The organism is Pseudarthrobacter sp. PvP090, from assembly GCF_040547365.1.
Lineage (GTDB): Bacteria > Actinomycetota > Actinomycetes > Actinomycetales > Micrococcaceae > Arthrobacter.
Map to the genome: position 1 here is coordinate 320483 of NZ_JBEPPO010000002.1, position 25926 is coordinate 346408.

A 25926-nucleotide genomic window follows, 5' to 3' on the forward strand; every position below is an offset into this window, starting at 1 on the left:
CCCCCTGCCACGAACGGAACCACATTGGCCAAGAAGGACGAGAAGTTGAAGAAGAACGCCCCGCTGATCGGCATCGACATCGGCGGGACCGGGATCAAGGGCGGGATCGTGGACCTGAAGAAGGGGAAACTGGTCGGTGACCGCCTCCGCATGCCCACGCCGCAGCCCTCCACCCCCGAATCCGTGGCCGAGGTCGTGGCCCAGGTTGTCGCCGAGCTGTCCGCCCGGCCCGACGCTCCGGCGCCGGACTCGCCCGTGGGCGTCACCTTTCCCGGCATCATCCAGCATGGTGTGGTCCACTCCGCCGCCAACGTGGACAAGTCCTGGCTGGAAATGGACATTGACGCAATGCTGACCGCCCGCCTGGGCCGGCCCGTGGAGGTCATCAACGACGCCGACGCAGCCGGTCTCGCGGAGGCCCGTTTCGGCGCGGGTGAATTCGTGGAAGGTACCGTGCTCGTCATCACGCTCGGCACGGGCATCGGTTCCGCGTTCATCTTCGACGGCAAGCTGGTTCCCAACGCCGAACTCGGACACCTGGAAATTGACGGATTCGACGCCGAGAGCAAGGCCTCGGCCGTGGCCCGTGAGCGGGACGGCCTGAGCTGGGAAGAGTACAGCGTGCTGCTGCAGCGGTACCTGTCCCACGTGGAGTTCCTCTTCTCCCCCGAGCTGTTCATCATCGGCGGCGGCATCTCGAAGCGCGCCGACGAGTACCTGCCGCGGCTGCAGCTGCGCACGCCCATCGTTCCGGCCGAGCTGAAGAATGACGCCGGCATCGTCGGCGCCGCCCTCGAGATCGCACTGAAGCACAAGCTCGCCAAGTAGCCAAAAAGAGCTATCACTCCGGGTCGTTCTGAACGCTGGGAACGACCCGGAGTGATGGCTCTTTATTATGTGGTGCCGGTGGTGGCCGCGGCTTCCCCTCCGCTGCCACCACCGGAGTCTGTGAGCCGGCGCTCCTGGAACGGCCTTAGAGCGCGCTCTTCTGCTGGCTCGTGCCCTCACGGCCCTTGGTCTCGGCCTCATGGCGGAGCAGGGAAATGGCCGCCTCGAAGTCCTCGAGGGATTCGAAGGCCTGGTAGACGCTCGCGAAGCGCAGGTAGGCGACCTCGTCGAGGCGCTGGAGCGGGTTGAGGATGGCAAGGCCGACTTCATGCGCCTCGATTTCCGCGGCGCCGGAGGCGCGGATGGCCTCTTCGACTTCCTGGGCCAGCATCGCGAGGTCGTCCTCGGTGACCGGACGGCCCTGGCAGGCCTTGCGGACGCCGTTGATGACCTTGCTGCGGCTGAACGGCTCGCCAACGCCGGAGCGCTTGATCACGGTCAGGCTGGTGGTCTCGACAGTGGTGAAGCGGCGGCCGCATTCGGGGCACTGCCGGCGCCGCCGGATGGCTGAACCGTCGTCGGCGATCCGGCTGTCCACGACACGCGAATCAGGGTTCCGGCAAAACGGACAATACATAACGTTTCCTCCCCTGGCGCAGGCGGATGGCCGAACGGTGTTCGACGATTCGGCGGTTGGCGTTCGGCGTTCGGCGGTTGGCTCCGCCATCAGTTTACGACTAGATGTAGCTGAATAACAAGCCTGTAATTACTACATGTTGTGGTCAGGCGCCCTGCGGGAACCGGGCGGTGACCGCCTCGCCGTGCGCCGGCAGGTCCTCCGCCCCGGACAGGCTCACGATGTGGCCGCTGACCTCTGCCAGGGCGGCGCGCGTGTAGTTAACCACCTGGATGGCACGCAGGAACGTGGTCACGTTCAGGCCCGAGGAGAACGCCGCGGTGCCGCTGGTCGGCAGCACGTGGTTGGAACCGGCGCAGTAGTCGCCGAGGCTGACTGGGCTGTAGTCCCCCACGAAGATCGCCCCGGCGCTGCGGATCCGGCCCGCGACGCCGGCCGCGTCCGCCGTCATGATCTCCAGGTGTTCGGCGGCGTAGGCGTTGCACGCCGCGATGCCCTGGTCCAGGTTGTCCACCAGCACGACGCCGGACTGCGGGCCGGAGAGAGCCTCACGGACCCGCGCACTGTGCTTGGTCGCTGCCGCCTGCCGCTCGAGTTCCACCCGGACGGCGGCGGCGAGGTCCTCGGAGTCCGTGATCAGCACGGACGCCGCCTTGGGGTCGTGCTCGGCCTGGCTGATCAGGTCGGCCGCGACGAGGTCCGGCTTCGCGGTGGCATCGGCCAGGATCGCGATCTCAGTGGTGCCGGCCTCGGAATCGATGCCGACGACGCCCTTGACGAGGCGCTTAGCCGTGGCGACAAAGACGTTGCCCGGGCCGGTGACGACGTCAACGGGGTCCAGTCCGGCCTTCTCCTCCGTGGCGGCGATGCCGTAGGCGAAGGCCGCAATGGCCTGGGCGCCGCCGATCGCGTAGACCTCGTCAATCCCGAGCAGGCACGCTGCGGCAAGGATCGTGGGGTGCGGGAGCCCGCCGAAGTCCTTCTGCGGCGGAGATGCCAGGGCGATGGATTCGACGCCGGCCGCGAGGGCCGGGACGACGTTCATGATCACGGAGGAGGGGTAGACCGCCAGGCCGCCGGGGACGTAGAGGCCCACGCGGGCCACGGGGACCCAGTTCTGGCTGACCACCGCACCTTCGCCGAGTTCGACGTCGGTGTCCGCGGGCCGCTGGGCGTCGGCAAAGAGCCGCGCGCGCCTGATGGACTCTTCCAGAGCCGCCCGCACGGCGGGATCGAGTCCGGCCAGGGCCGCTGCCAGCGCTTCGGCGGGGACCCTCGGGTGCGACTGCTCCACGCCGTCGAAGGTCCGGGCCAGTTCGCTGAGCGCCTCGAAACCCCGGGTCCGGACGGCGTCGATAATGTCCAGGACTTTGTGCTCGGCATCAGCCATGGTGCCTGCCTGCGCCCGGGGCACCGCGGCGCGGAGGCCGGCGAGGGTCAGCCGCTGGCCGCGGAGGTCCACGGTGCGGAAGGTGGGACCGGCGGGAACCGGGGGCGCGGTAGCGGCGGGCACGGAGCTGTCAGCTGAAGTGGTCACCCGTTCATTTTACGGGCAGCGCCGGCGGGTTCCGCGCCTGTTACACCGGGCCTGTCGGTCCGGGGATGCCCGGCGGACCCGTGGTCAGGCCCCGGGCCCGGCTTCAGGCCCCCGGCCCGTCTTCGGGCGTCGGCGTCGGCGTCGGCGTCGGCGTCGTGAAGACAGTGTTCAGGAAAATGGTCAGTGCCGTCGCGGCCGGCCAGATCGCGAGGACGGCGAGGGAGCGCAATGAAAAGGCAATGCTGGCACTGGCCGAGGTGTCTTCGGGCGTTCCCCACCAGAGGCCACACAGCACGCCGGTCCCCCAGGCCGCGAGGGCGCCCAGTGCGCCCGCACCCACGGCGAGAACAACGTCCCGGCCGGACGGCGGCACGTGCTTGCTGCCGGAGGCGACTGCGCCCGAAATGCAGCCGGCGAGCAGGAACAGGCCCGCCAGCACCAGGTCCCGGGGCAGCCACCCTTCGGTGTTGCCGCCGCTCCGCAGCTCCGGATCGCCCGAGAGCAGGTTCAGCCCGGAGGGCGCCAGGATCCACCAGAGCAGCCCCACGGGAACTCCGGCGGCGGCGATGACGGCGGCCTTCCGCCACGACGTGGCACGGACGCCGTCCGTGGGGACCGGCCGGCCGGATGCCGCGTCCCCGCCGGAACCCGGGAGCGAAACCCCGGGCATCTGCTGCGGGGCATCCTGCGGGAGCTGGCCGTGCACTGCGGGGTGTGTCATGCACACACCTTAACAAGCTTTCCGGCGGCGGGGCACATGACACCGCGCGGCCCCGGGTGACGTTCCACATGACGCCTCCGGGTAAACAAGTACCGCCGCCGTTCCCAGGCGCAATACGCTGGCAGGGTAGGAACATCACACACGTGCAGCAGGGAGTTGGATCGCAGTGGCCACAGAGGACCAAGCCTTCGAGGGAACCTTCAAGGAAATGTTCCGCCGGCATGCGGCCGGTGTGGCCATCATCACCGCCAACTTCAACGGTGTCCCCTTCGGTTTTACGGCGACCTCCGTGGCCTCGCTGTCGGCGAAGCCGCCCCGGTTCACGTTCAATATGGCCCGCACTTCCAGCTCCTGGCCGGCCGTGGCCAACACCACCTACATCGGCGTCCACATGCTGGGACTGGAGAACCAGTCGCTGGCCGACCGCTTTGCCCGGACCAGCAACCGCTTCGAGGGCGATCACTGGGCGCTCGGGCCCCATGAGGTGCCCATCCTGAACGACGTGGCCGGCTGGCTGATCGGGAAGGTCCAGATGCGGCTCTCCTTCGAGAACAACGCCGTGGTGGTGGTCGAGGTCGTGGAAGGTGAGGTGGGCGCCGACGGCGCTCCGCTGCTCTACCACTCCGGCGCCTACGGCCAGCCCGCGCCGCTCGACTACGAGATCTGAGCGGCTGCTTCGCCTCACGAGGTGACAGTTAATGCCCATGTCCTTGAGCGGCATGGGCATTAGCTGTCACCTCGGCGGGGGAAGGGCCCCCTGCAACTCAGCTGTCCAGGCAGGTCGGGCCGAGCAGCACCTTCAGGTCCCCGAACAATGAGGGGCTGGGGTTCACCCGGAGATGCACGGGCAGGCCCATGATCTCCACCCGGGAGTCGCCCTGCAGGTGCAGCCGGACCTCGGACTTGCCGCGGTGTGTGCGCAGCACGTCTCCGAGCTCGGTCACGACCGCTTCGGTCGCTTTGTGGGTCTGCATGGTGATCACGAGCGGGCCGTTGAGGCCCTCGCTGAGGTCCGGGACGGACAGTTCCATGCAGTTGAGGGCGACGGCGCCGTCATCGCGGCGCTGCAGCCGTCCCTTGACCACCACGATCAGGTCTTCGGCGAGCACGGAGGCGATGGGGCCGTAGACCTGGCCGAAGAACATGACCTCGACGGAACCGCCCAGGTCCTCGATCTCCGCGCGGGCGTAGGCGTTGCCGCTGGCTTTCGCGATCCGCCGGCTCAGTGAGGTGATCATGCCGGCGATGGTGACGATGGCGCCGTCGTGCGGGCCGTCCTCGGCGATGAGCGAGGTGATGGACTGGTCGGCGTGCTGGCTCAGGACCCCTTCGAGTCCCTGGAGCGGGTGGTCGGAGACGTACAGGCCGAGCATGTCGCGTTCGAAGGAGAGCTTGTCCTTTTTCTCCCATTCGGGGAGGTCCGGGATTTCAATGCTCAGCGAGGCCTCGGATTCGGCCTCGTCGAAACCGGCGAACAGGTCGAACTGGCCGATCGCCTCGTTGCGTTTGAGCGTAATGACTGAGTCGATCGCTTCTTCGTGGATCATGGCCAGGGCGCGCCGGTGGTGGCCGAGCGAATCGAACGCACCGGCCTTGATGAGGGATTCAATCGTGCGCTTGTTGCACACCACGGCCGGGACCTTCACCAGGTAGTCCTTGAAGGACGTGTAGGCGCCTTCCGTGTCCCGGGCGGCGACCATGGCCTCGACGGCGTTGACGCCGACGTTGCGGATGGCGCCCATGCCGAAGCGGATGTCGGTGCCGACGGGGGTGAAGTTAAGCGCGGACTCGTTGACGTCCGGCGGCAGCACCGTGATGCCCATGCGCCGGCATTCGTTGAGGTAGATGGCCGACTTGTCCTTGTCGTCCCCGACGCTGGTGAGCAGGGCGGCCATGTACTCGGGCGCATAGTGGGCTTTGAGGTAGGCGGTCCAGTAGGAGATCACGCCGTAGGCGGCCGAGTGGGCCTTGTTGAAGGCGTAGTCGGAGAACGGCAGCAGGATGTCCCAGAGGGTCTTGACCGCGGCCATGGAGTAGCCGTTGTCCTGCATGCCCTGGGAGAAGCCCGCGAACTGCTTGTCCAGCTCGGATTTCTTCTTCTTGCCCATGGCGCGGCGCAGGATGTCGGCCTGTCCCAGGGTGTAGCCGGCGAGCTTCTGCGCCACGGCCATCACCTGCTCCTGGTACACGATCAGGCCGTAGGTGCCACCGAGGATTTCGGCGAGCGGTTCCTCCAGCTCCGGGTGGATCGGGATGACTTCCTGGATTTTGTTCTTGCGCAGGGCGTAGTCAGTGTGGGCGTTGGCGCCCATGGGGCCGGGGCGGTAGAGGGCCAACACGGCGGAGATGTCTTCGAAGTTGTCAGGCTTCATGAGTTTGAGCAGGGAGCGCATCGGGCCGCCGTCGAGCTGGAACACGCCCAGGGTGTCGCCCCGGGCCAGCAGCTCGTAGGATGCCGCGTCGTCGAGCTCCAGGGACTCCAGGTCCAGGTCGATCCCGCGGTTCATCTTGATGTTTTCGAGGGCGTCGGAAATGATCGTGAGGTTTCGCAGGCCGAGGAAGTCCATCTTGATCAGGCCGAGGCCCTCGGACGTCGGGTAGTCAAACTGCGTGATGACCTGGCCGTCCTGGAAACGGCGCATGATCGGGATGACGTCGATGATCGGGTCCGAGGACATGATGACACCGGCCGCGTGGACACCCCACTGGCGTTTCAGGCCCTCGATGCCGAGCGCCGTTTCGAACACCTTGGCGGCTTCCGGGTCCGTGGCGATCAGCTGCCGGAAGTCGCCGGCCTCGCTGTAGCGCTTGGAGTCCTTGTTCTGGATATCCGCCAGCGGAATGTCCTTGGCCATCACGGCCGGCGGGAGCGCCTTGGTGAGCTGTTCGCCCATGCTGAACGGGTAGCCCAGCACGCGCGAGGAGTCCTTGAGCGCCTGCTTGGTTTTGATGGTGCCGTAGGTGACGATCATCGCGACACGTTCGTCGCCGTATTTGCGCGTGACGTAGTCGATGACTTCGGAGCGGCGCCGGTCATCGAAGTCGACGTCGAAGTCGGGCATGGAGACGCGGTCCGGGTTGAGGAAGCGCTCGAAGATGAGGCCGTGGTGCAGCGGATCGAGGTCGGTGATGCGCATGGCGTAGGCCACCATGGACCCGGCGCCCGAGCCACGTCCGGGACCCACCCGGATGCCGTTGTTCTTGGCCCAGTTGATGAAGTCGGCCACGACGAGGAAGTAGCCCGGGAAGCCCATGGACGTGATGACGCCGAGTTCGTAGTCGGCCTGGGCGCGCACCTTGTCCGGGATGCCCTTGGGGTAGCGGTACTGGAGTCCCTTGTCGACTTCCTTGACCAGCCAGGACGTCTCATCCTCCCCCTCCGGGCAGGGGAACCGGGGCATGTAGTTGGCGCCGGTGTTGAAGGACACGTCGCAGCGCTCGGCGATCAGGAGGGTGTTGTCGCACGCCTCCGGGTGGTCGCGGAACAGCTCCCGCATTTCCTGCGGGGACTTCAGGTAGTAGCCGCTGCCGGAGAAGGCGAAGCGCGAGCCGCCGTTGTCGTAGGTGGGCTCCAGCAGGGTGGAACCCGACTGGATGGCCAGCAGGGCCTCGTGCGCCTTCGCGTCGTGCTCGTGCGTGTAGTGCAGGTCGTTGGTGGCCACCAGCGGCAGGTTCAGTTCCTTGGCCAGGCGCAGCAGGTCACCGGTGACGCGCCGCTCGATGTCCAGGCCATGGTCCATGAGTTCGCAAAAGTAGTTCTCGGCGCCGAAAATGTCGCGGAACTCGGCGGCCGCCTCGACGGCTTCCCGGTACTGCCCGAGCCGGAGCCTGGTCTGGACTTCACCGGACGGGCAGCCGGTGGTGGCGATCAGGCCTTCGGAGTAGGTGTTCAGCAGCTCGCGGTCCAGCCGGGGCCATTTGCCGAAGACCGAGTCCAGGGAGGCGATGGACGAGGCCCGGAACAGGTTCCGCATGCCCTTGTTGTTGTAGCTGAGCAGCGTCATGTGCGTATAGGAGCCACCGCCGGAGATGTCATCCTTGCGCTGGCTCTCCTCGCCCCAGCGGACGCGGGTCTTGTCCGTGCGCGCCGTTCCGGGCGTGACGTAGGCCTCGACGCCGATGATCGGCCTGATGCCCTGGTCCGTGGCCCGCTTCCAGAAGTCGAAGGCGCCGAACAGGTAGCCGTGGTCCGTGGTGGCCAGGGCGGGCATGCCGAGCCGCTCGGTTTCGTCGAACAGTTCACTGAGCCGGGCGGCGCCGTCCAACATCGAGTACTCGGTGTGGTTGTGGAGATGGACAAACGAGTCGTTGCTGGAAGTCACCGAACCATTCTAGTGCCGCGCACGGACCTTTCAGCGCGGCACTCCGTCCGCCACCCGATTGGACAGGTCACATCGGGTGGCGCACCAAGGGGCGTCAGGCCTGTCCGGACTCCAGGACCTCCAGCGCGTACCGCAGGTCCTGCGGGTACTCGCTGGTGACTATGACCCGTTCCCCGGTCCGGGGGTGGTCGAAGCCCAACTGCCGGGCGTGCAGCCACTGCCGGGTGAGCCCCAGCGTGGCGGCGAGGCGCGGGTCCGCGCCGTAGGTCAGGTCGCCGGCGCAGGGGTGGCGCAGGGCGGAAAAGTGGACGCGGATCTGGTGCGTGCGGCCGGTCTCGAGGTGGACTTCCACGAGCGAAGCCTTACCGAACGCCTCCAAGACCTCGTAGTGCGTGATGGAGTCCCGGCCGTCCTCGATGACCGCGAAACGCCAGTCATGGCCGGGGTGGCGCCCGATCGGCGCGTCAATGGTGCCCGCCAGCGGATCCGGAAGGCCCTGGACCACGGCGTGGTAAACCTTGTCCACGGTGCGTTCCTTGAAGGCACGCTTGAGCGCGGTGTACGCCTCTTCTGTCTTGGCGACCACCATAACCCCGGACGTCCCGACGTCGAGCCGGTGGACGATGCCCGCACGTTCCGGGGAGCCGGACGTGGAGATTCGGTAGCCGAGGCCGGCGAGTCCTCCGACGACCGTGGGTCCCACCCAGCCCGGTGAGGGATGCGCGGCCACACCGACCGGTTTGTCGATGACGACAAATTCGTCATCGTCCAGCAGGATGTTCAGGCCTTCCACTACTTCCTCCACAATTTCCAGGGGGTCCCGGCGTGCCGGGACGGTGACGTCGAGCACGGCGCCGGGGGCCAGCTTAAGCGACTTCCCGACCGCTTTGTCCTTGCTGATCACGTTGCCCTCAGCGATCAGCGTGGCGGCCTGTGAGCGGGAAATATCCATGAGTTTCGCCAGCCCGGCATCCACCCGGCTTCCCGCGAGTTCATCCGGGACCACAAACCGGTAGGAGGCGGCAGCCGTGGCGCCCTCGCTGCCGTCGTCGACGTCGTCGACGTCTTCGGGCAGGATGTCCTCCGGCTGGGCGCCGGCGGGCGTCAGGTCCTCCGGGGCCAGGTCTTCGGGCGTGTGGTGTTCAGGCGCCGTGGGCTCAGGAGTCATGTTTTACTGTGTCTTTCGTCAGGCGGGAGCCGTCCAGGGAGATCCCGCGCAGCGTCAGCAGGCAGATGATCACCACGGAGGATACGACGGCCGAGTCGGCGATGTTGAAGATCGCGAAGTTGGGGAGCTGGATGAAGTCCACGACGTGGCCCATGGCGAACGAGGGCTCGCGGAACAGCCGGTCCGTGAGGTTGCCCAGCGCGCCGCCGAGCAGCAGCCCGAGCGCCAGGGCCCACCAGATCGACCCCAGCTTGCGCAGCTGAAGCAGGATGGCGATGGAGACCGCGGTCATGATGATGGTGAACACCCAGGTGACGTTCTCGCCGATGGAGAAGGCAGCGCCGGAGTTGCGGATGTAGTACCAGTGCAGCAGCGGGGGCAGCACCGGGATCCGCTCCCCCTCGGTCATGTTCCCGGTAACCCACAGTTTGGTCAGCTGGTCGAAGACGTAGGCGAACACCGCCAGGCCAAAAAAGACGGAGAGCAGCAGGGCGCGCCGCGGACGCGGCCTGGCGGGGATCTCGGCGGCCTGCCCAGCGGGCTGCGTGGCGTCGGGTGATGGTGCGTCAGTCATAAGGCTTTCGTTCGCGGGCCAGTGCAGGGACTGGGGGCTGGGTGCTCGGTCACGGCCGCCGGCGGAACCGGGGGTTAATGCCAAAAGCCGGCGGCCGAGGAATCCTCAGCCACCGGCTTTCAGAATACTTGCTTATTGCCCTAGCTGCTGGCTTCGACCTCAGGGGCCGCGACGGAGCCGCGGGCATCCAGGTCACGCAGCTGGCCTTCGATGTAGGCCTTCAGGCGTGAGCGGTAGTCACGCTCGAAGCCGCGGAGCTGCTCGACCTTGCGTTCCAGGACGGAGCGCTGCTGTTCGAGGGCACCAAGGATCTTGCGTGACTTCTCCTGCGCGTCGTTGACGAGGCTGCTGGCCTCGATCTGCGCTTCGGCGATGATTTTGTCGCGCTGCTGCTCACCGTCGGCGACGTGCTTGTCGTGCATCTGCTGCGCCATGGCCAGCAGGCCGGCTGCGGATTCGGCGGCCGGCGTAGCCGCGGCGCGTGCCGGGGCCGCGGCCTGCTCGGCCGCCTTCTTCTTGGCAGCTTCAGCAGCTTTGGCGGCTTCGGCGGCCTTGGCCTCGGCTTCTGCCTTGGCGCGGTCTTCCTTTTCGGCCTTGACGGGTGCCGGAACCTTTTCCACGACGGGAGCCGCGGCGGCGGAGCTGGCAGGCGTGCCGGCGCCCAGTCCGGCGAGCTTCTTGCGGAGCTCGTCGTTCTCCTGGTTCAGGCGTCGCAGTTCGACGACGATCTCGTCCAGGAAGTCATCAACTTCGTCCTGGTCGTAGCCTTCGCGGAACTTGGTCGGCTGAAAGCGCTTGTTGACAACGTCTTCTGGCGTCAAAGCCATCTGGTCACCTCGTTGGTCTAGTTAGTCAGTAGGCCTTTCGGCCGTCAAACTACGGTACCTAAATATGGTCTGGTTACTCTAATTCAACACCGCAGTGTCAAACCGGAGTTTTCTAGCTGTTGGTGGCTGCGGACCAGGTCCGCGGCCCGGCTACGCCACGACGGGCTGGGAGAACACCAGGAACTTGGCTACCCCCATGGCGATGGTGACTGCCACGAACAGCAGCAGGAAGCCGAGGTCCAGGGAGATTCCTCCCAGCCGCAGCGGCGGAATGAGCCGCCGAAGCAGTTTGAGGGGCCTGTCTGTGACCGAATACACAGCGTGTGCGGTGACGAGGGCCACGCCGCGCGGCCGCCAGCTTCGCGCAAACATCTGCACCCAGTCAAAGATCAGCCGGATGATGAGGGCAACAAAGAACAGCAGCAGGGCGATATAAACAAGTCCGAAAACAATTCCCATGAGTTAACTCATATCTCCATGTTCATTCCGGATACCGCAGTGTCCTCTTGATAGTTACGCCTCTATTTCAACACGGAAAATTCAGCAAGGATGCCAGACAAAGGTGTCCCTGCCTGGCATCTGTCGGAAGAATCCTGGCTCAGCTTTGGTTGAAGAAGCTCGCCTGTGTCTCGCTGACCTTCTTGTCATCGCCGATGACTTCAACGTACGAAGGCGACAGCAGGAAAACCTTGTTGGTGACGCGCTCGATGCTGCCGCGAAGTCCAAAGACGAGACCGGCGGAGAAGTCGACGAGTCGCTTCGCGTCCGCTTCCCCCATATCCGTGACATTCATGATGACGGGAATGCCGTCTCTGAAGCTTTCACCGATGAGTTTGGCGTCGTTGTAGGACCGCGGATGGATCGTGGTGATCTGGCGGAGTCCGGTGTGCTCTTCACGGCTCGATGCCGCTCGCTTGATGGGTGTCACAGGTGCGCGATATTCCTCTTCAGCGGCGTAGGGCTCTTCCCTGGGGACCTCGCGGACAGGCGCCGGTGCACGGCGTTCCTCGCGGTCATGCTCCATGGAATTGTCCTCATCCTTGTGCGATGTTTGGTGCTCGGACCCGTAGTGTTCGTCGCCGTCGGCGAGCCCAAGATAGATCATTGTCTTGCGCAGAGCGCCGGCCATGGTCGACTCCTAATCGTGTCCGTCAGCGGGCCGATCAATGACTTAGCAGCCTTGGAATCCCCGCCATTACCTTCCAATACGTTTGAACCTACCGCAACGCCGGACGCGGACCGAGAATATCGGAGCCGACGCGAAGGTGTGTCGCCCCGAACCGGACGGCCTGTTCCAGGTCCTGGCTCATGCCCGCCGAAATGCCGGTGGCGCCGGGATGGACGGCGGACAGGCGGGCGGAAATCCCTGCGAGCTTCTCGAATGCCGGAACCGGATCCGCGCCGAAGGGGGCGACTGCCATCACGCCGGCCAGGCGAAGCCCCTCCGCCCCGGCCAACTGCTCGGCCAGCGCCGGGACGTCCGCGGCAAGGGCTCCGCCGCGGTGTCCGCCGGCGTCGTCGTCGAGGCTGACCTGGATGAAGCACTCCAGCGGCGCCCGCCCGGTTCGCTGCTGTTCGGCGGCCATAGCTTTTGCCAGGGCGCCGGCCAGTTGCAGCCGGTCCACGGAGTGCACGGCGTGGGCGTATTTCACGACGGACTTGGCCTTGTTGCTCTGGAGCTGGCCGATGAAGTGCCAGCGGAGCTGAAGCCCGCCCAGCGCGGCGGCCTTCTCCGCGGCCTCCTGGTCCCGGTTCTCGCCGACGTCGGTGATGCCGAGCGCGGCGAGGCGCCGGACGTCGTCGGCGGGGTGGAATTTCGTAACCACGATCAGGTGGGGCGGCCGCCCCTGCCGGCCGGCCGCTGCGACGGCGGTGTCGATGCGCTGCCGGACGGCAGCGAGCCGCACGCGCAGCTGTTCCAGCCGGGGATCGTGCTGCCCGGGTGTAGGCTCACGTTCGGTCATCCGCTCATCCGCTCATTCACTCATTCGCTCATTCGCCCTAAGGGTTCCCGCCGGCGTTCCCGGCATCGGTCCAGACGAGTCCCGCGAAGCGTCCGGTGTGCGGGTCACGGCGGTACGAGAAGAGATTTTCGTCTTCCAGGGTGCAGCCCCCGGAGTACTCGATCCTGGCACCGCCGTCCTGCAGCTGACTGCGGACGGCCGCCGGCAGGTCCAGGCCAGGGGTACCGCGGGAGGTGGTGCACCTGGCGGCGGGAACCACGGCGGCCACGCGGTCGCGCATGTCCCCGGGGACCTCATAGCAGCGCCCGCAGACGGACGGGCCGATCCAGGCGCTCAGCCGCGCCGCGCCAAGTTCGTGCATGCGCGCCACCGCCGCCGGGACGACGCCGGATGCGACGCCGGGGCGGCCGGCATGCACCACCGCGAGGACGGGGGCTTCTCCGCCGGTCCTGTCCCCCACCAGGACGACCGGCACACAGTCGGCCACCATCACCGCCAGCGGCTCGCCGAAGGACACCATGGCGTCGGCGGTCGGGGCGCCGGCAGTGGCGGCACCAGAACCGGCGGCGGTCGCGGCGGCGCCAATGCCCGCGACGTCGCTGCCATGGACCTGGTTCATGTACTGGAAGCGCCGGACTCCGAGTCCTGCCGCCGCTTCGATGGCCCGGCGCCGGAGCCCGACCGCGGCCGGATCATCGCCGACATGGAGCGCCAGGTTGCCGGCGGCAGCGTCGGTGAATGCCACCCAGACGCCGGGCCGGACTTCCGCCCGCCATGAGAACACTCAAAACCCCAAATCGTTGCCAAACTTGTTTGCCGAACTTCGATCCTACGAGAAAGCACCATGGCACTGCCAACCGGCAGTGCCATGGTGCTTCAGGATCTACTTGAGGAAGTCAGGGACATCCAGATCGTCGGAGTGGCGGCCGGACAGGTCCGGTTCCACGACAGACGGCAGGTCGACGTCGAAGCCGGAGTCTGCCGGGACTGCGGACGGGCGCTGCTGGCCCCAGCCGCCGTAACTCGAGGCGCCGACCGTGGCGTGCAGCGGCTGGACCTGGGCCGAGGACGGGGCCTGGACCGGGGCGGGCGCTGCGGCCGGCGCGGCCGGACGCTGCGGCGCCGACTGCGGCAGGGACTGGTCCATGGACGGCGATGTGGCCTTGACGTCGTCGAAGCCCGCTGCGATGACCGTGACACGAGCCTCGTCACCGAGGGCATCGTCGATGACCGCGCCGAAGATGATGTTGGCCTCGGGGTGGGCGACTTCCTGGACCAGCCGGGCGGCCTCGTTGATCTCGAAGAGACCAAGGTCCGAGCCGCCCTGGATGGACAGCAGGACGCCGTGGGCCCCGTCGATCGATGCTTCAAGCAGCGGGGAGGCGATGGCGAGCTCCGCTGCCTTGACGGCGCGGTCTTCACCGCGTGCCGAACCGATGCCCATCAGCGCGGAGCCAGCGCCCTGCATGACGGATTTGACGTCGGCGAAGTCGAGGTTGATCAGGCCCGGCGTGGTGATCAGGTCCGTGATGCCCTGGACACCGGACAGCAGGACCTGGTCGGCGGAACGGAACGCGTCAAGGACGGAGACGTTGCGGTCGCTGATGGAGAGCAGACGATCGTTCGGGATGACGATCAGTGTGTCGACTTCATCGCGCAGGGCGTCGATGCCGGCCTCCGCGGAGCCGGCGCGGCGTCGGCCTTCGAACGTGAACGGGCGGGTGACAACGCCGATGGTCAGCGCGCCAAGCGAGCGGGCGATGCGGGCGACGACGGGTGCGCCGCCGGTGCCGGTGCCGCCGCCTTCGCCGGCAGTGACGAAGACCATGTCAGCGCCGCGGATGACCTCTTCGATTTCCTCGGCGTGGTCCTCGGCAGCCTGCCGCCCGACCTCCGGGTTCGCACCGGCTCCCAGGCCGCGCGTTAGCTCACGCCCGATGTCGAGCTTGACGTCTGCATCGCTCATCAACAATGCCTGCGCATCGGTGTTGACAGCGATGAATTCGACGCCGCGGAGACCGACCTCGATCATGCGGTTGACTGCGTTCACGCCACCGCCGCCGATGCCGACGACCTTGATGACGGCCAAGTAATTCTGCGGAGCTGCCACGTTACGTGTCCCTTGTTCGTGTTCTATTGCGAAAACTGATGGAGTCGGGCTTGAAGCTTTGAACCTTAACCTTCGAGTTGAAGGTTATAGTTATGTCAAGTAACTCATGTTGTGACGCTATTTCCTATGCCGGGGACATTCAATAACCGGCGCCGCGTGTCGCGGTAATACCGTGAAATAGCTTCCCGGCGAACTGATCGGCGGCTACCGGGTGACCGGGTGCCGCGGAACGCTGACGTCGTAGATCTTCACTGGGTTTTTCGGGTCAACGGGGGCCTTCAGCAGGACCTCGAGGACCTTGGCTTTGAGCTCCTTCTCCCCCGCGTTGCCCCAGACGATCGTTTGGCCGTCCACGAGCTTGAGTTCAACAGCGTCCACCGACTTCGCCGAGGCATTCGAGAGGCGGGCCAGCACATCGGCGGGCAGCGCGCCCAGGACTTCGGTGATGGCGTGGAACAAGTCCTTGGGCAGGGTGCCGCCGCCGCCGTCGATGACCGGCAGCGGGATCGACGCCGGATCGGCCGTGTCGCTGAGTTTCACGCCCTCGACGTCGACCAACTGGTGCGCCTCGCCCTGCTTGACCAAAGCCACCGGAACGCGTTCGGTCACCTTGATCTGGAGTGTCGAGGGCGGGCGGGCCTGGGTGGTGACTTTTTTGACCTGGACCAGCGGCTGCAGGAGTGCTGCCACGTCGTCGTCGCTGATCTGCGGGAGCGGTTTGCCCTGCAGCGGCGCGAGGGCCGTCCGGACCTGGTCTGTCGTCAGCAGTCTGGTTCCCTCCACGGTGACCGTCTGGAGCGCCAGGACCGGTGAATAGACGGCGGCGGTGAGGATTCCCGCGATCAGCACCGCCAGGGCCGCGGTGGTGCCCTGCAGCATGCGCCTGCGGCGTTTGGCTTTGGGTTCCGGAAAGGACAGCACGTTCCCTGGAGCCGGCGGGGTCGCCGGGGTGGTTGCGGCGCCAACCGCCGGACTGTCCTTGGAGGCTGAGATGACGTCGGGAGACCCCGGGGTCCCGTGGGCCGAGGGCGGCCGGCGTGCGCCGGCCTTATAGCTGGGGCGGCGGGTGCTAGGCACGGGGAGCCCCGCCGTTGAGGGCCGCGACGATCAGCGGCCCGTAGGCGGTGACGTCACCCGCCCCGACGGTGAGCACGATGTCCCCGGACGCCGCGGCGGAGACAACGGACCGCACCGCCTCGTCGCCCGGTCCTACGAGCCGGCCCCCGGCGCCAAGGTGTACCGCGATCAGCTCGCTGCTGACGCCCGGAATCGGATCTTCGCGGGCGGGGTAGATGTCCAGGACCAGCGCGGTGTCGGCCGCGCTGAGCGCTGCGGCGAACTCTTCGGCGAATTCCCGGGTCCGGGAAAACAGGTGCGGCTGGAAGAGGACGTGCAGCCTGTGGCCGCCGGCCACCGACCGCGCGGCGGACAGGGCTGCCCGCACTTCGGTGGGGTGGTGGGCGTAGTCGTCGTAGACGCGGACGCCGCGGCCCTCGCCCTTGTATTCGAAGCGCCGGGACGCCCCAGTGAAGTGGGCCAGGGCTCCCGCGGCGATGCCGGGGTCCACACCGAGTTCCAGGGCGACGGCGAAGGCGGCCGCCGCGTTGAGGGCGTTGTGCCGCCCGGGAACGTGCAGTTCAAGGGGGAAGCGTCCGGCGGCGGTGGTGACCGCAACGTCCCCCTGGCCGCCGTCGTGCAGGACAACCTGGGCGTCATCGCCGGTGCCGTAGAGCACGACGCGGGTGTTGCCGCGCTCCAGCGTCCGCCGGGCCAGGGCCAGGGCTCCCGGATCGTCCGCGCAGGCAACCAGCACCCCGTCGGCCGGGAGCAGGGCGGTGAAGCGGTCGAAGGAGGCGTAGACGGCCTCGGCGGTGCCGTAGTAGTCGAGGTGGTCCGGTTCGACGTTGGTCACGACGGCGATGCGCGGGCGGTAGTTCAGGAACGAGCCGTCGGATTCGTCGGCTTCAGCGACGAAGACCGGCGAGCTGCCGGTGGCGGCGTTGACGCCCAGCGCCGGGACGTTCGCGCCGATGGCGAAGGACGGGTCCAGGCCGGCGCCCTGCAGGAGGACGGTGATCATCGACGTCGTGGTGGACTTGCCGTGTGTTCCGGCCACGGTGACGGCGGTGTCCTGCGCCATCGCGGCCGCCAGGGCCTCGGAGCGGTGCAGCACCGGAAGTCCGGCGGCGCGGGCCGCCGTCAGCTCGGGATTGTCCGGGCGGATGGCCGAACCGGCGACCACACTTTGCGCGTCGCCCAGGTTGGCGGCCTCGTAGCCGACGCAGATCCGGGCTCCGGCGGCGGCCAGGTCCGCCATGACCGGCAGGTCCTTGGCGTCGGAGCCGCTAACCGGCAGGCCGCGGGCCACAAGGATGCGGGCCACGGCGGACATGCCCACGCCGCCGATGCCGATGAAGTGCACCCGGCCGAGGTCTGCCCCGGTGCGGGCCGCCGCGGGGGCGTTGTGGTGTTCGGGCTGGGTCATTCCGTTACCGCTTCCTGCTGTGCTGCTTCGAGGGCTTTGCTTTCAACGACGTGGCATTCGACGACGGTGCCTTCAACGGCTTCGCGTGCACTGAGGCCGCCGTTTCAAGGACGAGCCCGGCCATGCGCTGGTCAGCGTCCCGGATGCCGAGCTTTTCGGCGCTGGCCGCCATCCGGGCGAGCCGGTCCGGGTCTTGGAGCAGCGGGATGATGTGCTCACCGACCCAGCCGGGCGAAAACGTGCTGTCCTCCACCAGCAGGGCACCTCCCGCGTCGACGAGTCCGGCGGCGTTGAGCGCCTGTTCGCCGTTGCCGATCGGCAGCGGAACGAAGACTGCGGGCAGGCCGACGGCGGCGACCTCGCAGACCGTTGCGGCCCCGGACCGGGCCAGCAGCAGGTCTGCCGCGGCGTACACGGTTTCCATGCCGTCGACGTATTCGCGCTGCTGGTAGCCGGGTGCCGCGAGGGGCTTGCCGTCGGCGTCGTGGACTGCCTTGCCGCGTCCGGTGAGGTGCAGGGTCTGGATGCCGGCGTCCGCGAGGAGGCCGACCGATGCGGCGATGGTGCGGTTGATGCTTTGGGCGCCCGAGGAGCCACCGGTCACAATCAGGGCCGGACGGTCCGGGTCCAGTCCGAGGGCTGCCCGGGCCGCGGTCCTGGCAGCGGACCGGTCAAGGCCGGAGATTTCCTGGCGCATCGGCATGCCGACGTGCCGGGAGTCCCCCAGCCTGGTGGCGGCGAAGGCCACGGCGACGTGTCCGCCCAGCCGGGCTCCCACGCGGTTCGCCAGCCCCGGGCGGGTGTTCGCCTCGTGGATGACGATGGGGATCTTCCGGCGCCAGGCGGCGAGGTACATCGGCGTGCAGACGTATCCGCCGACGCCGACCAGGACGTCCGCATTGGCCTCATCAAGGATGACGCCGGCTTGCTTCACGGCGCCGGCCAGCCGGCCGGGGAGCCGCAACAGGTCCATGGAGGGCCTGCGCGGGAACGGCACCCGGCTCACGGTGGCGAGGTCCAGGCCTGCGGCCGGGACCAGCCTGGCTTCCATCCCGCCGGGTGTTCCGACAGCCAGCAGCCGTACCCCGGGGCGGGCCTCGCGGAGTGCGTTCGCGATGGCCAGGAGCGGGCTGATGTGCCCGGCGGTTCCGCCGCCGGCGAGGACGACGGACAAGGATGAATCGGTGTTCATGGAGGCCTATTTACGCTTTCGTGCGGGATTGCTGGGGGCGGGCGTTCTGGCGGTCGGTGGTCCGGCAGCCGGAGCTCCGGCGAGCGTTGTTCCGGCGGCCGCCTTCCGGGCCGTGGCGGCCCTGGCAGCCGGACCCGCGCCCGGTTTTCCCGGGTTTCCGGGGTTGCCGGGTTTGGCTGGTTTGGCTGGTTTTGCAGTGTTCGCGGCCGCGGTACGCGCCGCGGTGCGTTTCCGCAAGGACGCCGCGAGTCCGGCCGGGCCGAACCTGAACAGCCGCTTCGGCTGCAGGCCGGGTGCCATCTGGGCCCGGGCCAGTGACAAGACTACGCCGATGGCGCACAGCGACATCAGAAGCGCAGAACCGCCATAGGAAATGAACGGGAGCGGGATGCCGACCACGGGGGCCAGCCCGGTGACCACGGCCATGTTGACCGTCGCCTGGCCGAGCAGCCAGACCATGATGGTGCCGGCCAGGACCCGGTGGAACATGTCCTTCTGGGCCACCACCACGCGGTAGATGGCGGTGCCGAGAATGCCGAAGAGGACCAGCACCACGAGGGTTCCGACGAGTCCGAGCTCCTCGCCGATGATGGCGAAAATGAAGTCATTGTGGGCTTCCGGGATCCAGCTGTACTTCTGCCGGCTCTGGCCCAGCCCCACCCCGAACCATCCGCCGGAGGCGAGCCCGTAGAGGCCGTTGGTGGACTGGTAGTTCAAGTCGGAGCCGTCGGCGCAGGTTTGCCCGGTCCAGGACAGGATGCGGCACACGCGGTTGGGGCTCGTGATGGCCAGGACGGCGGTGCCCGCGGCGAGGACCACCCCGGCGATGCCGAACAGGTACAGCCGCACTCCGGCGAAGAACAGGGCGGCAGCCGTGATCATCATGACGATCATGGCGGTACCGAGGTCGTTGCCCATAAGAATGAGCCCGATCACTCCGGCGGCGCCCGGGAGCACGACGGGAATCAGGGCATGCTTGGCCTGGGACAGCAGTTTGGCCTTGCGGTCCAGGACCGTGGCCATCCAGAGGGCAAGGGCCAGTTTGGCGGCCTCGGAGGGCTGGAAGGTGAAGGGTCCGACGTCGATCCAGTTCTGGTTGCCGAGGGCGCTGCGGCCGACGAGCAGCACCAGCGCCAGCAGCACGAACGCCACAATGATGGCGATCCAGGCGCCGCGCTTAAGCCAGGCAACATTGACCCGCGAAAGCAGGAACATGCCGAACAAGCCGATCCCGGCGAACATCCCCTGTTTGAGGGCGGCAGTGTAGGGCGACTCCCCTGCCGCGATGGCCTCGACGCTGGACGCGGAGAGCACCATCATGATGCCGATGGCCGTGAGCGCGAGGGTTGATCCCAGGATCAGGTAGTACGTGGAGCCGTTGCGGGACTTCCCCGTCCCTTCCAGGGCGGACCAGAATCCCCGGTACCAGCCCTGGACTCTCCTGGCGACCGATTGTGGGCCGGGTGCTGCCCCGGGCGCCGGTGCTTTCGCGGCCGGCGGCTTGGTGGCGGCCGGTGCGGCCGCGGGGTTACGTGTGGGCGTGCTGACCATTGTTACTCCTCGCTGGTCTGAGCCTGCCCTTCCACGAGCTCGCGGACAGCTTCGATGAAGGCGTCGCCACGGTGAGCGTAGGAAGAGAACTGATCCATGGATGCTGCCGCCGGGGCCAGGAGCACAGTGTCCCCGGAGGCGGCCAGCCGCGCCGCCGACGCAACGGCCTGGGCCATCACAGTCTCGCCGAATATCGGCGGGGGTCCTGCTACGGCGTCGGCCGTTCCGGCAGTCTGCACCTCTTCAGTTTCGCCCTTCCCCGCGCCGAACACGGGGACATCGGGTGCGTGTCGCTGCAGCGCCGAGCGCAGATCGCTGGAGTCGGCGCCGATCAGGACCACTGCTTTGAGGCGTCGGGCGTGTTCCTGGACCAGCGGCTCATAGTTCACGCCTTTGGACAGCCCGCCGGCGATCCACACGACGCTCTCAAACGCGGAGAGCGAGGCAGCGGCGGCGTGCGGGTTCGTGGCCTTTGAGTCATTGATCCAGAGGACGCCGTCGTGGCGCGCGACGAGCTGGATGCGGTGGTCCCCCGGCAGATAGTTCAGCAGGCCCTTGCGCACGGCCGCCGGCTCGACGCCGTACGCCCGGACGAGGGCCGCGGCGGCCAGGGCATTGGCCACCATGTGGCGCGGTGCCACCGGACCGAGGTCCGACACGGCCGCCAGTTCGGCGGCGCTGTCCTTGCGCTCGGCGATGAAGGCGCGGTCCACCAAAAGACCTTCGACGACGCCGAGCATGCTGACGGCCGGCGTGACCGTGGTGAAGGCCACCGCACGGCAGCCTTCGACGACGTCGGCGTCCTCGACCATGCGTTCGGTTTCGATCTGCTCGGCGTTGTAGATGCACGCCTTCTGGGTGTGTTCGTAGATTTTGGCCTTGTCCGCCAGGTAGGAGGCATAGGATCCGTGCCAGTCGACATGGTCCTCGGCGACATTGAGGCAAACGCTCGCGACCGGTGAGACGGAGTCGCTCCAGTGCAGCTGGAAGCTGGAGAGCTCGACGGCGAAGACGTCGTAGTCCACCGGATCGCGCAGGGCATCCAGGATCGGTGTCCCGACGTTGCCGACGGCGATGGCCTTGAGCCCGGCCGCCTGTAGCATCGACTCGGTCAGCCCGACGGTGGTGGTCTTGCCGTTGGTGCCGGTGATGGTCAGCCAGTCGGCGGTCTTGCGTCCCTTGCGTTCGCGGAGCCGCCACGCGAGTTCGACGTCGCCCCAGACCGGGATGTGGGCCCTGGCCGCGGCGGCAAGCAGCGCCTGGTCGGGCCGCCAGCCCGGGGAGGTGACGATCAGGTCCGGCCTGGCACCGTCGATTTTCGGAACGGTCTCCACGGCGTCCTCGCCCAGCAGGACGTCGGCGCCGACGATCCGGAGGGTGTCCGCCTGGGCCTGCGCCGTGGGACTGGTGGCGGCGTCGACCACGACCACGCGCGCGCCAAGTTCGATCAGCGTGTCAGCGGCGGCGAAGCCGGAGACTCCGATGCCGGTAACGACGACCCTCAGTCCGGCCCAGTCGGAGTCCCAGCTGATCAGGTCCTGGAGGCGGGGCGAGGTGGTGAGGGGTGCGGGAATCGGACCAGTCACAGGAGTACCACCCATTCGGCGTAGAAGATGCCCAGGCCGGCGGCGACGAAGAGTCCGCACAGGATCCAGAACCGGACGACGACCGTGACCTCGGCCCAGCCTTTGAGTTCAAAGTGGTGCTGGAGCGGGGCCATCTTGAAGAACCGTTTGCCCTTGGTGATCTTGAAGTAGCCGACCTGGATGATCACGGAGAGCGTGATCAGGACGAAGAGGCCGCCGATGAAGGCGAGCAGCAGTTCGGTCCGGGACAGGATGGCGAAGCCGGCGACGGCGCCGCCGATGGCGAGGGAACCGGTGTCGCCCATGAAGATTTTTGCCGGCGAGGTGTTCCACCACAGGAACCCGACCAGGGCCGCACTAAGGATCGCGGCGAGCAGCGCCAGGTCCAGCGGGTCGCGGACGGTGTAGCAGCCGGCGCCGGCCTGACGCGGCGAACCGCAGGACTGGTTGCTCTGCCAGATCCCCATCAGGGTGTAGGCGCCGAAGACCATGATCGAGGCACCGGCGGCGAGGCCGTCGAGGCCGTCCGTGAGGTTCACGCCGTTGGTGGCGGCGGTGATGATCAGGTTCGACCACAGCACGAAGAGGATGGCGCCAATGACCGTGCCGGCGAAGGCCAGGTTCAGCCACGGGATGTCGCGGACCAGGGAGATCTGGTAGGACGCAGGCGTCACGTTGTTCTCGTCCGGGAACTGCAGGGCGAGGACCGCGAAGATGATGCCCACGGCGGCCTGCAGGACCAGCTTTGCCTTGGCGTTCAGGCCCAGGCTCCGCTGCTTGGAGATCTTGATGAAGTCATCCAGGAAGCCCACCAGCCCCATGCCGACCATAAGGAACAGCAGCAGCAGGGCCGAAGCGGAAGGGCCCGGTGACGCCGGGTTGATCATCCACATGACGAAGTGCGTGATGCCGTAGCTGGCGAGCACCGCCAGGACCACGACGGCGCCGCCCATGGTGGGGGTGCCGCGCTTGGTGTGGTGCGTGGTGGGTCCGTCATCCCGGATGAATTGCCCGTAGCTCTTGCGGACCAGGAAGCGGATAAAAAGCGGGGTGCCCAGGAAGGCAAACAGCAAGGCCAGTCCAGAGCCCATGAGCAGTGCAATCACAGCAGCGCACTCCCTTCAGTGGCGGTTCCGGCGGCGTTTCCGGCTGCGTTTTGGGCAGCCGTTCCCTCATCGGCACCGGCAGCGGTCCCGGGGGCCTGTGGGGGTAATGCTATCCGATCCCCCAAGTGGCGCAGCCCGATGCTGTTGGAGGACTTGAAGAGCACGAGGTCACCGGGCTCGAGCTCGGCCTGCAGGAGGTCGTAGGCCTCCTCCGGGGTCTCGGCGAAGACGCACTCGTCACCCCAGGACCCCTCGTTGACGGCCGACACGTACAGCGAACGCGCCTCGCGTCCGACGACGACGAGCCGGGAGATGTTGAGACGGACCACCTGGGTGCCCACCGCCATGTGTTCACGGATGGAGTCGGGGCCGAGCTCCAGCATTGCTCCGAGCACGGCCCAGGTCCGGCGGCCCCTGCCGAGATCGGCGAGGGTCCGCAGCGCGGCGCGCATGGATTCCGGATTGGCATTGTATGCATCGTTGATGACGGTGACGCCGTCGGGCCGTTCGGTGCGTTCCATCCGCCACCGGCTGGCGGCCGTCTGGGCGCCCAGCGACGCCGCGATCCGTGCGGCCGGGACGCCGGCGGCGTGGGCCGCCGCCGCCGCTGCCAGCAGGTTGGCGATGTGGTGGGCGCCGATCAGCTTGGCCGCGACGTGGTGGCCGGCGCTCTCACCCGGCACGAAAAGGTCGAATTCGGGGTTGCCGCCCGGAGTCAGCTCGAGGCCCTCGGCACGGACCCCGGCTGTTCCGGCTGTGTCGCGTTGCGGGTCACGGGCCGGCTGGGCGGAGTAGCCGAGCACGGCGGCCCGGGTGCGCGAGGCCATGGCGGCAACGCGGGCATCGTCCAGGTTCAGGACGGCAGTGCCGGTCGCCGGCAGGGCCTCGACGAGTTCCCCCTTGGCGAGGGCGATGTTGTCCACACCGCCGAATTCGCCGGCGTGGGCCGTGCCGACCCCCAGCACCACCCCGATGTCGGGGCGGACCATCTCCGCGAGGTAGCTGATGTGTCCGACGCCCGTGGCGCCCATCTCGATCACGAGGTAACGGGTGTCGATCCCGGCTTTGAAGATGGTGAGCGGGACCCCGACTTCACCGTTGTAGGAACCCTGCGGGGCAACGGTGTTGCCTTCCGCTGCCAGGATCCCGGCCAGCAGGTCCTTGGTGGTGGTCTTGCCGGCGGACCCGGTGATGCCAATCACGGTCAGCGGCTCGCCCTCGGCCGCGCGGGCGGCACGGATCCGCCGCACGGTCTCCGCGGCCAGGGCGCCCATCGCGAGGACCGAGTCCTGGACCACGACGGCCGGGTAGTTGCGGCCGGCGGCGTCGGAGACGTCGTGTTCGACCAGGGCCAGCACGGCCCCGCGTTCGAAGGCCGCGGCGACGAAATCGTGGCCGTCGGCCGTCTCCCCCGGTCTGGCCACGTAGAGGGAACCCGGCGTGGCTTCCCGGGAATCGGTCACCACGGAGCCGGGGGTAATCCCCGGTTCGGCGGCCAGCCGGCCGTTGGTTATGTCGGCGATTTCCGCCGCGGTAAGTTCAATCATCTCGGTTTAGGACTCTATCCGCTGGTCTTCGAGAACGGTGAATCCCCGAGCTGTCAAGGCGGAGCGGAGCTCCACCCTGTCGTCAAGGGCGAGGTTGACGCCCTTGACTTCCTGCCAAATTTCGTGGCCCCGTCCCGCGACGAGGATGGTGTCGGCCGGGCCCGCGAGTTCCACGGCCTTCCGGATGGCGGCATCGCGGGGAAAGACCTCGAGGATGCTGCAGTCCAGGCCCTCGTGCTCCTTGGCCTCGACCGCGCCGACCAGGACGTCGCCGCGGATCGCCGCGGCGTCCTCGTCGTGCGGGTCGTCGTCGCTGACAATGACGACGTCGGCGAGGCGCGCGGCAATAGCGCCCATGGCGGGGCGCTTGCCCTGGTCCCGTTGTCCGGTGGCGCCAAAGACGATGATCACCCGGGACCCCGGTTCCGGCGAGCGGACGGCTTCCAGTGCGCGGGCCAGGGCGTCGGGGTTGTGGGCGAAGTCGACCACCGCGGCGGGGGCGGTGGAGACGAGCTGCATGCGGCCGGGGACGGCGACGGTGAAGGGGTCGGCGGCGTCGAGGGCGGCCTGGACGGTTGCGGCGTCGTAGCCGCCCGCGAGCACCATCACCGTTGCCAGCGCCGCGTTGGCCACGTTGAAGCTCCCGGGCAACCCGGTGTGGATCCGCAGTTCCGTGCCGTCGCGGTGGCGGAGGGTGAAGTCGGTGCCGAGTCCGTGCGGTGCCTGCCGGTTGACTGTCCAGTCCGCCGCTGCCGGCGACCCCGTCCCTGCATGGGCGTGCGTGGCCAGGGTCGTGACCGGGATGGCTGCGGTACCGGCCAGCTTGACACCCCAGTCGTCGTCCACCGTCACGACTGCCCTGCTGGCCCGCCCGGGGGTGAAAAGCTGAGCCTTGGTCTGGAAGTACTCGTCCATGCTGCCGTGCAGGTCGAGGTGGTCCTGGGTCAGGTTGGTGAAGCCGGCGACGTCGAACACCACCCCGTCTACGCGACGGAAGGAGATCGCGTGCGAGGAGACCTCCATCGAGGCCGCGTCGAGGCCGCGTTCGCGCATGAGGGCCAGCAGGGCGTGGACGTCGGTGGACTCCGGCGTGGTGAGGAGGCTCGGAATCGGTGCGCCACCGGCCAGGATTTCGATGGTGCCGATCAGTCCCGTTTTCTGCCCGAGGGCCTGCAGGAGGGCGTTGATGAAGTAAGTGGTGGTGGTTTTCCCGTTGGTGCCTGTGACGCCGTAGAGGGCCGGTGCCGGGGCGTCCTCCGGCCGGCTGCGGTAGATCAGGGCCGACAGCCTGCCCACGTGGCTGCGGGGTTCCCCGGCGAGCAGCACCGGCACGGCGATATCGTGGGAAAACGCCAGCAGGCGCGCCCCGGCGTCGTCCGTCAGTACGGCGGCCGCTCCGGCCTCCAGTGCCTGGGACACGAAGTCGGCCCCGTGCCGGGTCGCGCCGGGCAGGGCGACGTAGAGGTCGCCGGGCTGGATGGCTCGGGAATTCAGGGAGATCCCGGTGACCGGGACGGAGCCCGACGCCCCGGGAACAACGACTCCGATCGACTCACCGATCGTCGCCAGCGGCACTGCAGCAACCGCAGTGGGCCGGAAGCCCGAGGTGGACCCGGGGCCGGACGGCGCGGCGGAAGGACCGGGGGCATTCTGGTCTGACACGTGGATCTCCGTTGGTGGTGCCGGTGGATCTGACGCTGCGCACGGAGGATTGCTCCGGCCCGCAGGCTCAGTTTCCCGGTACAGGTTGGTGGTTGGACGTGCGTGATGC

The 25926-nt window shown here is 67.7% G+C and carries 22 protein-coding genes; 2 read left to right on the forward strand and 20 right to left on the reverse strand.

Annotation, left to right across the window (positions count from 1 at the left end; genetic code table 11):
- The first annotated feature begins 24 nt into the window (after positions 1-24).
- Entirely contained in the window at positions 25-828 is an 804-nt protein-coding gene (gene ppgK, locus ABIC21_RS03370; protein WP_354348996.1) for a polyphosphate--glucose phosphotransferase, read from the forward strand.
- A 145-nt stretch (positions 829-973) separates the two neighbouring features.
- Here the strand turns inward: ppgK and nrdR are convergent, their stop codons facing one another.
- From nrdR to ABIC21_RS03385, 3 genes are all read right to left on the reverse strand, one after another.
- A complete protein-coding gene (nrdR, locus tag ABIC21_RS03375) occupies positions 974-1465 on the reverse strand; it encodes a transcriptional regulator NrdR (protein ID WP_354348997.1) in 492 nt (163 codons plus the stop codon).
- A 145-nt stretch (positions 1466-1610) separates the two neighbouring features.
- A complete protein-coding gene (hisD, locus tag ABIC21_RS03380; RefSeq protein WP_502935946.1) occupies positions 1611-3002 on the reverse strand; it encodes a histidinol dehydrogenase in 1392 nt (463 codons plus the stop codon).
- A gap of 103 nt (positions 3003-3105) precedes the next feature.
- The gene (locus tag ABIC21_RS03385; RefSeq protein ID WP_354348998.1) at positions 3106-3723 is read right to left on the reverse strand and encodes a hypothetical protein; all 618 of its coding nucleotides are present in this window, start codon (positions 3721-3723) and stop codon (positions 3106-3108) included.
- A gap of 208 nt (positions 3724-3931) precedes the next feature.
- Here ABIC21_RS03385 and ABIC21_RS03390 point away from each other — a divergent pair, with 208 nt between their 5' ends.
- Positions 3932-4390 (forward strand): flavin reductase family protein, encoded by a 459-nt coding sequence (locus ABIC21_RS03390; protein ID WP_354349070.1) that lies wholly within the window; start codon positions 3932-3934, stop codon positions 4388-4390.
- A 97-nt stretch (positions 4391-4487) separates the two neighbouring features.
- Here ABIC21_RS03390 and dnaE read toward each other — a convergent pair whose 3' ends face one another.
- The 17 genes from dnaE to ABIC21_RS03475 all read right to left on the reverse strand — a co-directional run bounded on the left by dnaE (position 4488) and on the right by ABIC21_RS03475 (position 25817).
- The gene (gene dnaE, locus ABIC21_RS03395) at positions 4488-8045 is read right to left on the reverse strand and encodes a DNA polymerase III subunit alpha (RefSeq protein WP_354348999.1); all 3558 of its coding nucleotides are present in this window, start codon (positions 8043-8045) and stop codon (positions 4488-4490) included.
- A gap of 94 nt (positions 8046-8139) precedes the next feature.
- Positions 8140-9213, reverse strand: a complete 1074-nt coding sequence (locus tag ABIC21_RS03400) for an RluA family pseudouridine synthase (RefSeq protein ID WP_354349000.1) — start codon at positions 9211-9213, stop codon at positions 8140-8142.
- On the reverse strand, positions 9203-9787 hold the full coding sequence (lspA, locus tag ABIC21_RS03405; RefSeq protein WP_354349001.1) for a signal peptidase II: 585 nt from the start codon (positions 9785-9787) through the stop codon (positions 9203-9205). Before lspA ends, ABIC21_RS03400 begins: the two co-directional genes overlap by 11 nt.
- Before the next feature lie 140 nt (positions 9788-9927).
- Positions 9928-10614 carry a DivIVA domain-containing protein gene (locus ABIC21_RS03410; protein ID WP_354349002.1) on the reverse strand — a complete coding sequence of 229 codons (687 nt, stop codon included), beginning with the start codon at positions 10612-10614 and terminating at the stop codon, positions 9928-9930.
- Positions 10615-10764: 150 nt separating this feature from the next.
- A complete protein-coding gene (locus ABIC21_RS03415; protein WP_354349003.1) occupies positions 10765-11073 on the reverse strand; it encodes a YggT family protein in 309 nt (102 codons plus the stop codon).
- Positions 11074-11212: 139 nt separating this feature from the next.
- The gene (locus ABIC21_RS03420; protein WP_354349004.1) at positions 11213-11743 is read right to left on the reverse strand and encodes a cell division protein SepF; all 531 of its coding nucleotides are present in this window, start codon (positions 11741-11743) and stop codon (positions 11213-11215) included.
- An 88-nt stretch (positions 11744-11831) separates the two neighbouring features.
- Positions 11832-12578, reverse strand: coding sequence for a YggS family pyridoxal phosphate-dependent enzyme (locus ABIC21_RS03425; RefSeq protein ID WP_354349005.1), 747 nt, complete (start codon positions 12576-12578; stop codon positions 11832-11834).
- Positions 12579-12615: 37 nt separating this feature from the next.
- A complete protein-coding gene (locus tag ABIC21_RS03430; protein WP_354349006.1) occupies positions 12616-13362 on the reverse strand; it encodes a purine nucleoside phosphorylase YfiH/LACC1 family protein in 747 nt (248 codons plus the stop codon).
- 99 nt (positions 13363-13461) lie between these two features.
- Positions 13462-14688 carry a cell division protein FtsZ gene (ftsZ, locus tag ABIC21_RS03435; RefSeq protein ID WP_354349007.1) on the reverse strand — a complete coding sequence of 409 codons (1227 nt, stop codon included), beginning with the start codon at positions 14686-14688 and terminating at the stop codon, positions 13462-13464.
- A 204-nt stretch (positions 14689-14892) separates the two neighbouring features.
- A complete protein-coding gene (locus tag ABIC21_RS03440; RefSeq protein WP_354349008.1) occupies positions 14893-15765 on the reverse strand; it encodes a cell division protein FtsQ/DivIB in 873 nt (290 codons plus the stop codon).
- Entirely contained in the window at positions 15758-17173 is a 1416-nt protein-coding gene (gene murC, locus ABIC21_RS03445) for a UDP-N-acetylmuramate--L-alanine ligase (protein ID WP_354349009.1), read from the reverse strand. Before murC ends, ABIC21_RS03440 begins: the two co-directional genes overlap by 8 nt.
- Before the next feature lie 4 nt (positions 17174-17177).
- Positions 17178-18365: an undecaprenyldiphospho-muramoylpentapeptide beta-N-acetylglucosaminyltransferase gene (gene murG / locus ABIC21_RS03450; RefSeq protein WP_354349010.1), complete on the reverse strand. Its 1188-nt coding sequence runs from the start codon at positions 18363-18365 to the stop codon at positions 17178-17180.
- Positions 18366-18371: 6 nt separating this feature from the next.
- Positions 18372-19916 (reverse strand): putative lipid II flippase FtsW, encoded by a 1545-nt coding sequence (ftsW, locus tag ABIC21_RS03455; protein WP_354349011.1) that lies wholly within the window; start codon positions 19914-19916, stop codon positions 18372-18374.
- A 2-nt stretch (positions 19917-19918) separates the two neighbouring features.
- Positions 19919-21517, reverse strand: coding sequence for a UDP-N-acetylmuramoyl-L-alanine--D-glutamate ligase (murD, locus tag ABIC21_RS03460; RefSeq protein WP_502935947.1), 1599 nt, complete (start codon positions 21515-21517; stop codon positions 19919-19921).
- Positions 21499-22608: a phospho-N-acetylmuramoyl-pentapeptide-transferase gene (mraY, locus tag ABIC21_RS03465; RefSeq protein ID WP_354349013.1), complete on the reverse strand. Its 1110-nt coding sequence runs from the start codon at positions 22606-22608 to the stop codon at positions 21499-21501. Before mraY ends, murD begins: the two co-directional genes overlap by 19 nt.
- Positions 22605-24155 (reverse strand): UDP-N-acetylmuramoyl-tripeptide--D-alanyl-D-alanine ligase, encoded by a 1551-nt coding sequence (locus ABIC21_RS03470; RefSeq protein ID WP_354349014.1) that lies wholly within the window; start codon positions 24153-24155, stop codon positions 22605-22607. Before ABIC21_RS03470 ends, mraY begins: the two co-directional genes overlap by 4 nt.
- Positions 24156-24161: 6 nt before the next feature.
- On the reverse strand, positions 24162-25817 hold the full coding sequence (locus tag ABIC21_RS03475) for a UDP-N-acetylmuramoyl-L-alanyl-D-glutamate--2,6-diaminopimelate ligase (RefSeq protein WP_354349015.1): 1656 nt from the start codon (positions 25815-25817) through the stop codon (positions 24162-24164).
- Between the last annotated feature and the right edge of the window lie 109 nt (positions 25818-25926).

What these genes read in the sequence shown, in the direction of transcription:
- lspA (WP_354349001.1), bottom strand. Translation starts at nt 9,787, where the DNA reads ATGACTGACGCACCATCACCCGACGCCACGCAGCCCGCTGGGCAGGCC.
- ABIC21_RS03425 (WP_354349005.1), bottom strand. Translation starts at nt 12,578, where the DNA reads ATGACCGAACGTGAGCCTACACCCGGGCAGCACGATCCCCGGCTGGAA.
- ABIC21_RS03420 (WP_354349004.1), bottom strand. Translation starts at nt 11,743, where the DNA reads ATGGCCGGCGCTCTGCGCAAGACAATGATCTATCTTGGGCTCGCCGAC.
- ABIC21_RS03400 (WP_354349000.1), bottom strand. Translation starts at nt 9,213, where the DNA reads ATGACTCCTGAGCCCACGGCGCCTGAACACCACACGCCCGAAGACCTG.
- nrdR (WP_354348997.1), bottom strand. Translation starts at nt 1,465, where the DNA reads ATGTATTGTCCGTTTTGCCGGAACCCTGATTCGCGTGTCGTGGACAGC.
- ftsW (WP_354349011.1), bottom strand. Translation starts at nt 19,916, where the DNA reads ATGGTCAGCACGCCCACACGTAACCCCGCGGCCGCACCGGCCGCCACC.
- murC (WP_354349009.1), bottom strand. Translation starts at nt 17,173, where the DNA reads ATGACCCAGCCCGAACACCACAACGCCCCCGCGGCGGCCCGCACCGGG.
- ABIC21_RS03385 (WP_354348998.1), bottom strand. Translation starts at nt 3,723, where the DNA reads ATGACACACCCCGCAGTGCACGGCCAGCTCCCGCAGGATGCCCCGCAG.
- ABIC21_RS03410 (WP_354349002.1), bottom strand. Translation starts at nt 10,614, where the DNA reads ATGGCTTTGACGCCAGAAGACGTTGTCAACAAGCGCTTTCAGCCGACC.
- ABIC21_RS03415 (WP_354349003.1), bottom strand. Translation starts at nt 11,073, where the DNA reads ATGGGAATTGTTTTCGGACTTGTTTATATCGCCCTGCTGCTGTTCTTT.
- murG (WP_354349010.1), bottom strand. Translation starts at nt 18,365, where the DNA reads ATGAACACCGATTCATCCTTGTCCGTCGTCCTCGCCGGCGGCGGAACC.
- ABIC21_RS03470 (WP_354349014.1), bottom strand. Translation starts at nt 24,155, where the DNA reads ATGATTGAACTTACCGCGGCGGAAATCGCCGACATAACCAACGGCCGG.
- murD (WP_502935947.1), bottom strand. Translation starts at nt 21,517, where the DNA reads ATGGGTGGTACTCCTGTGACTGGTCCGATTCCCGCACCCCTCACCACC.
- ABIC21_RS03390 (WP_354349070.1), top strand. Translation starts at nt 3,932, where the DNA reads ATGTTCCGCCGGCATGCGGCCGGTGTGGCCATCATCACCGCCAACTTC.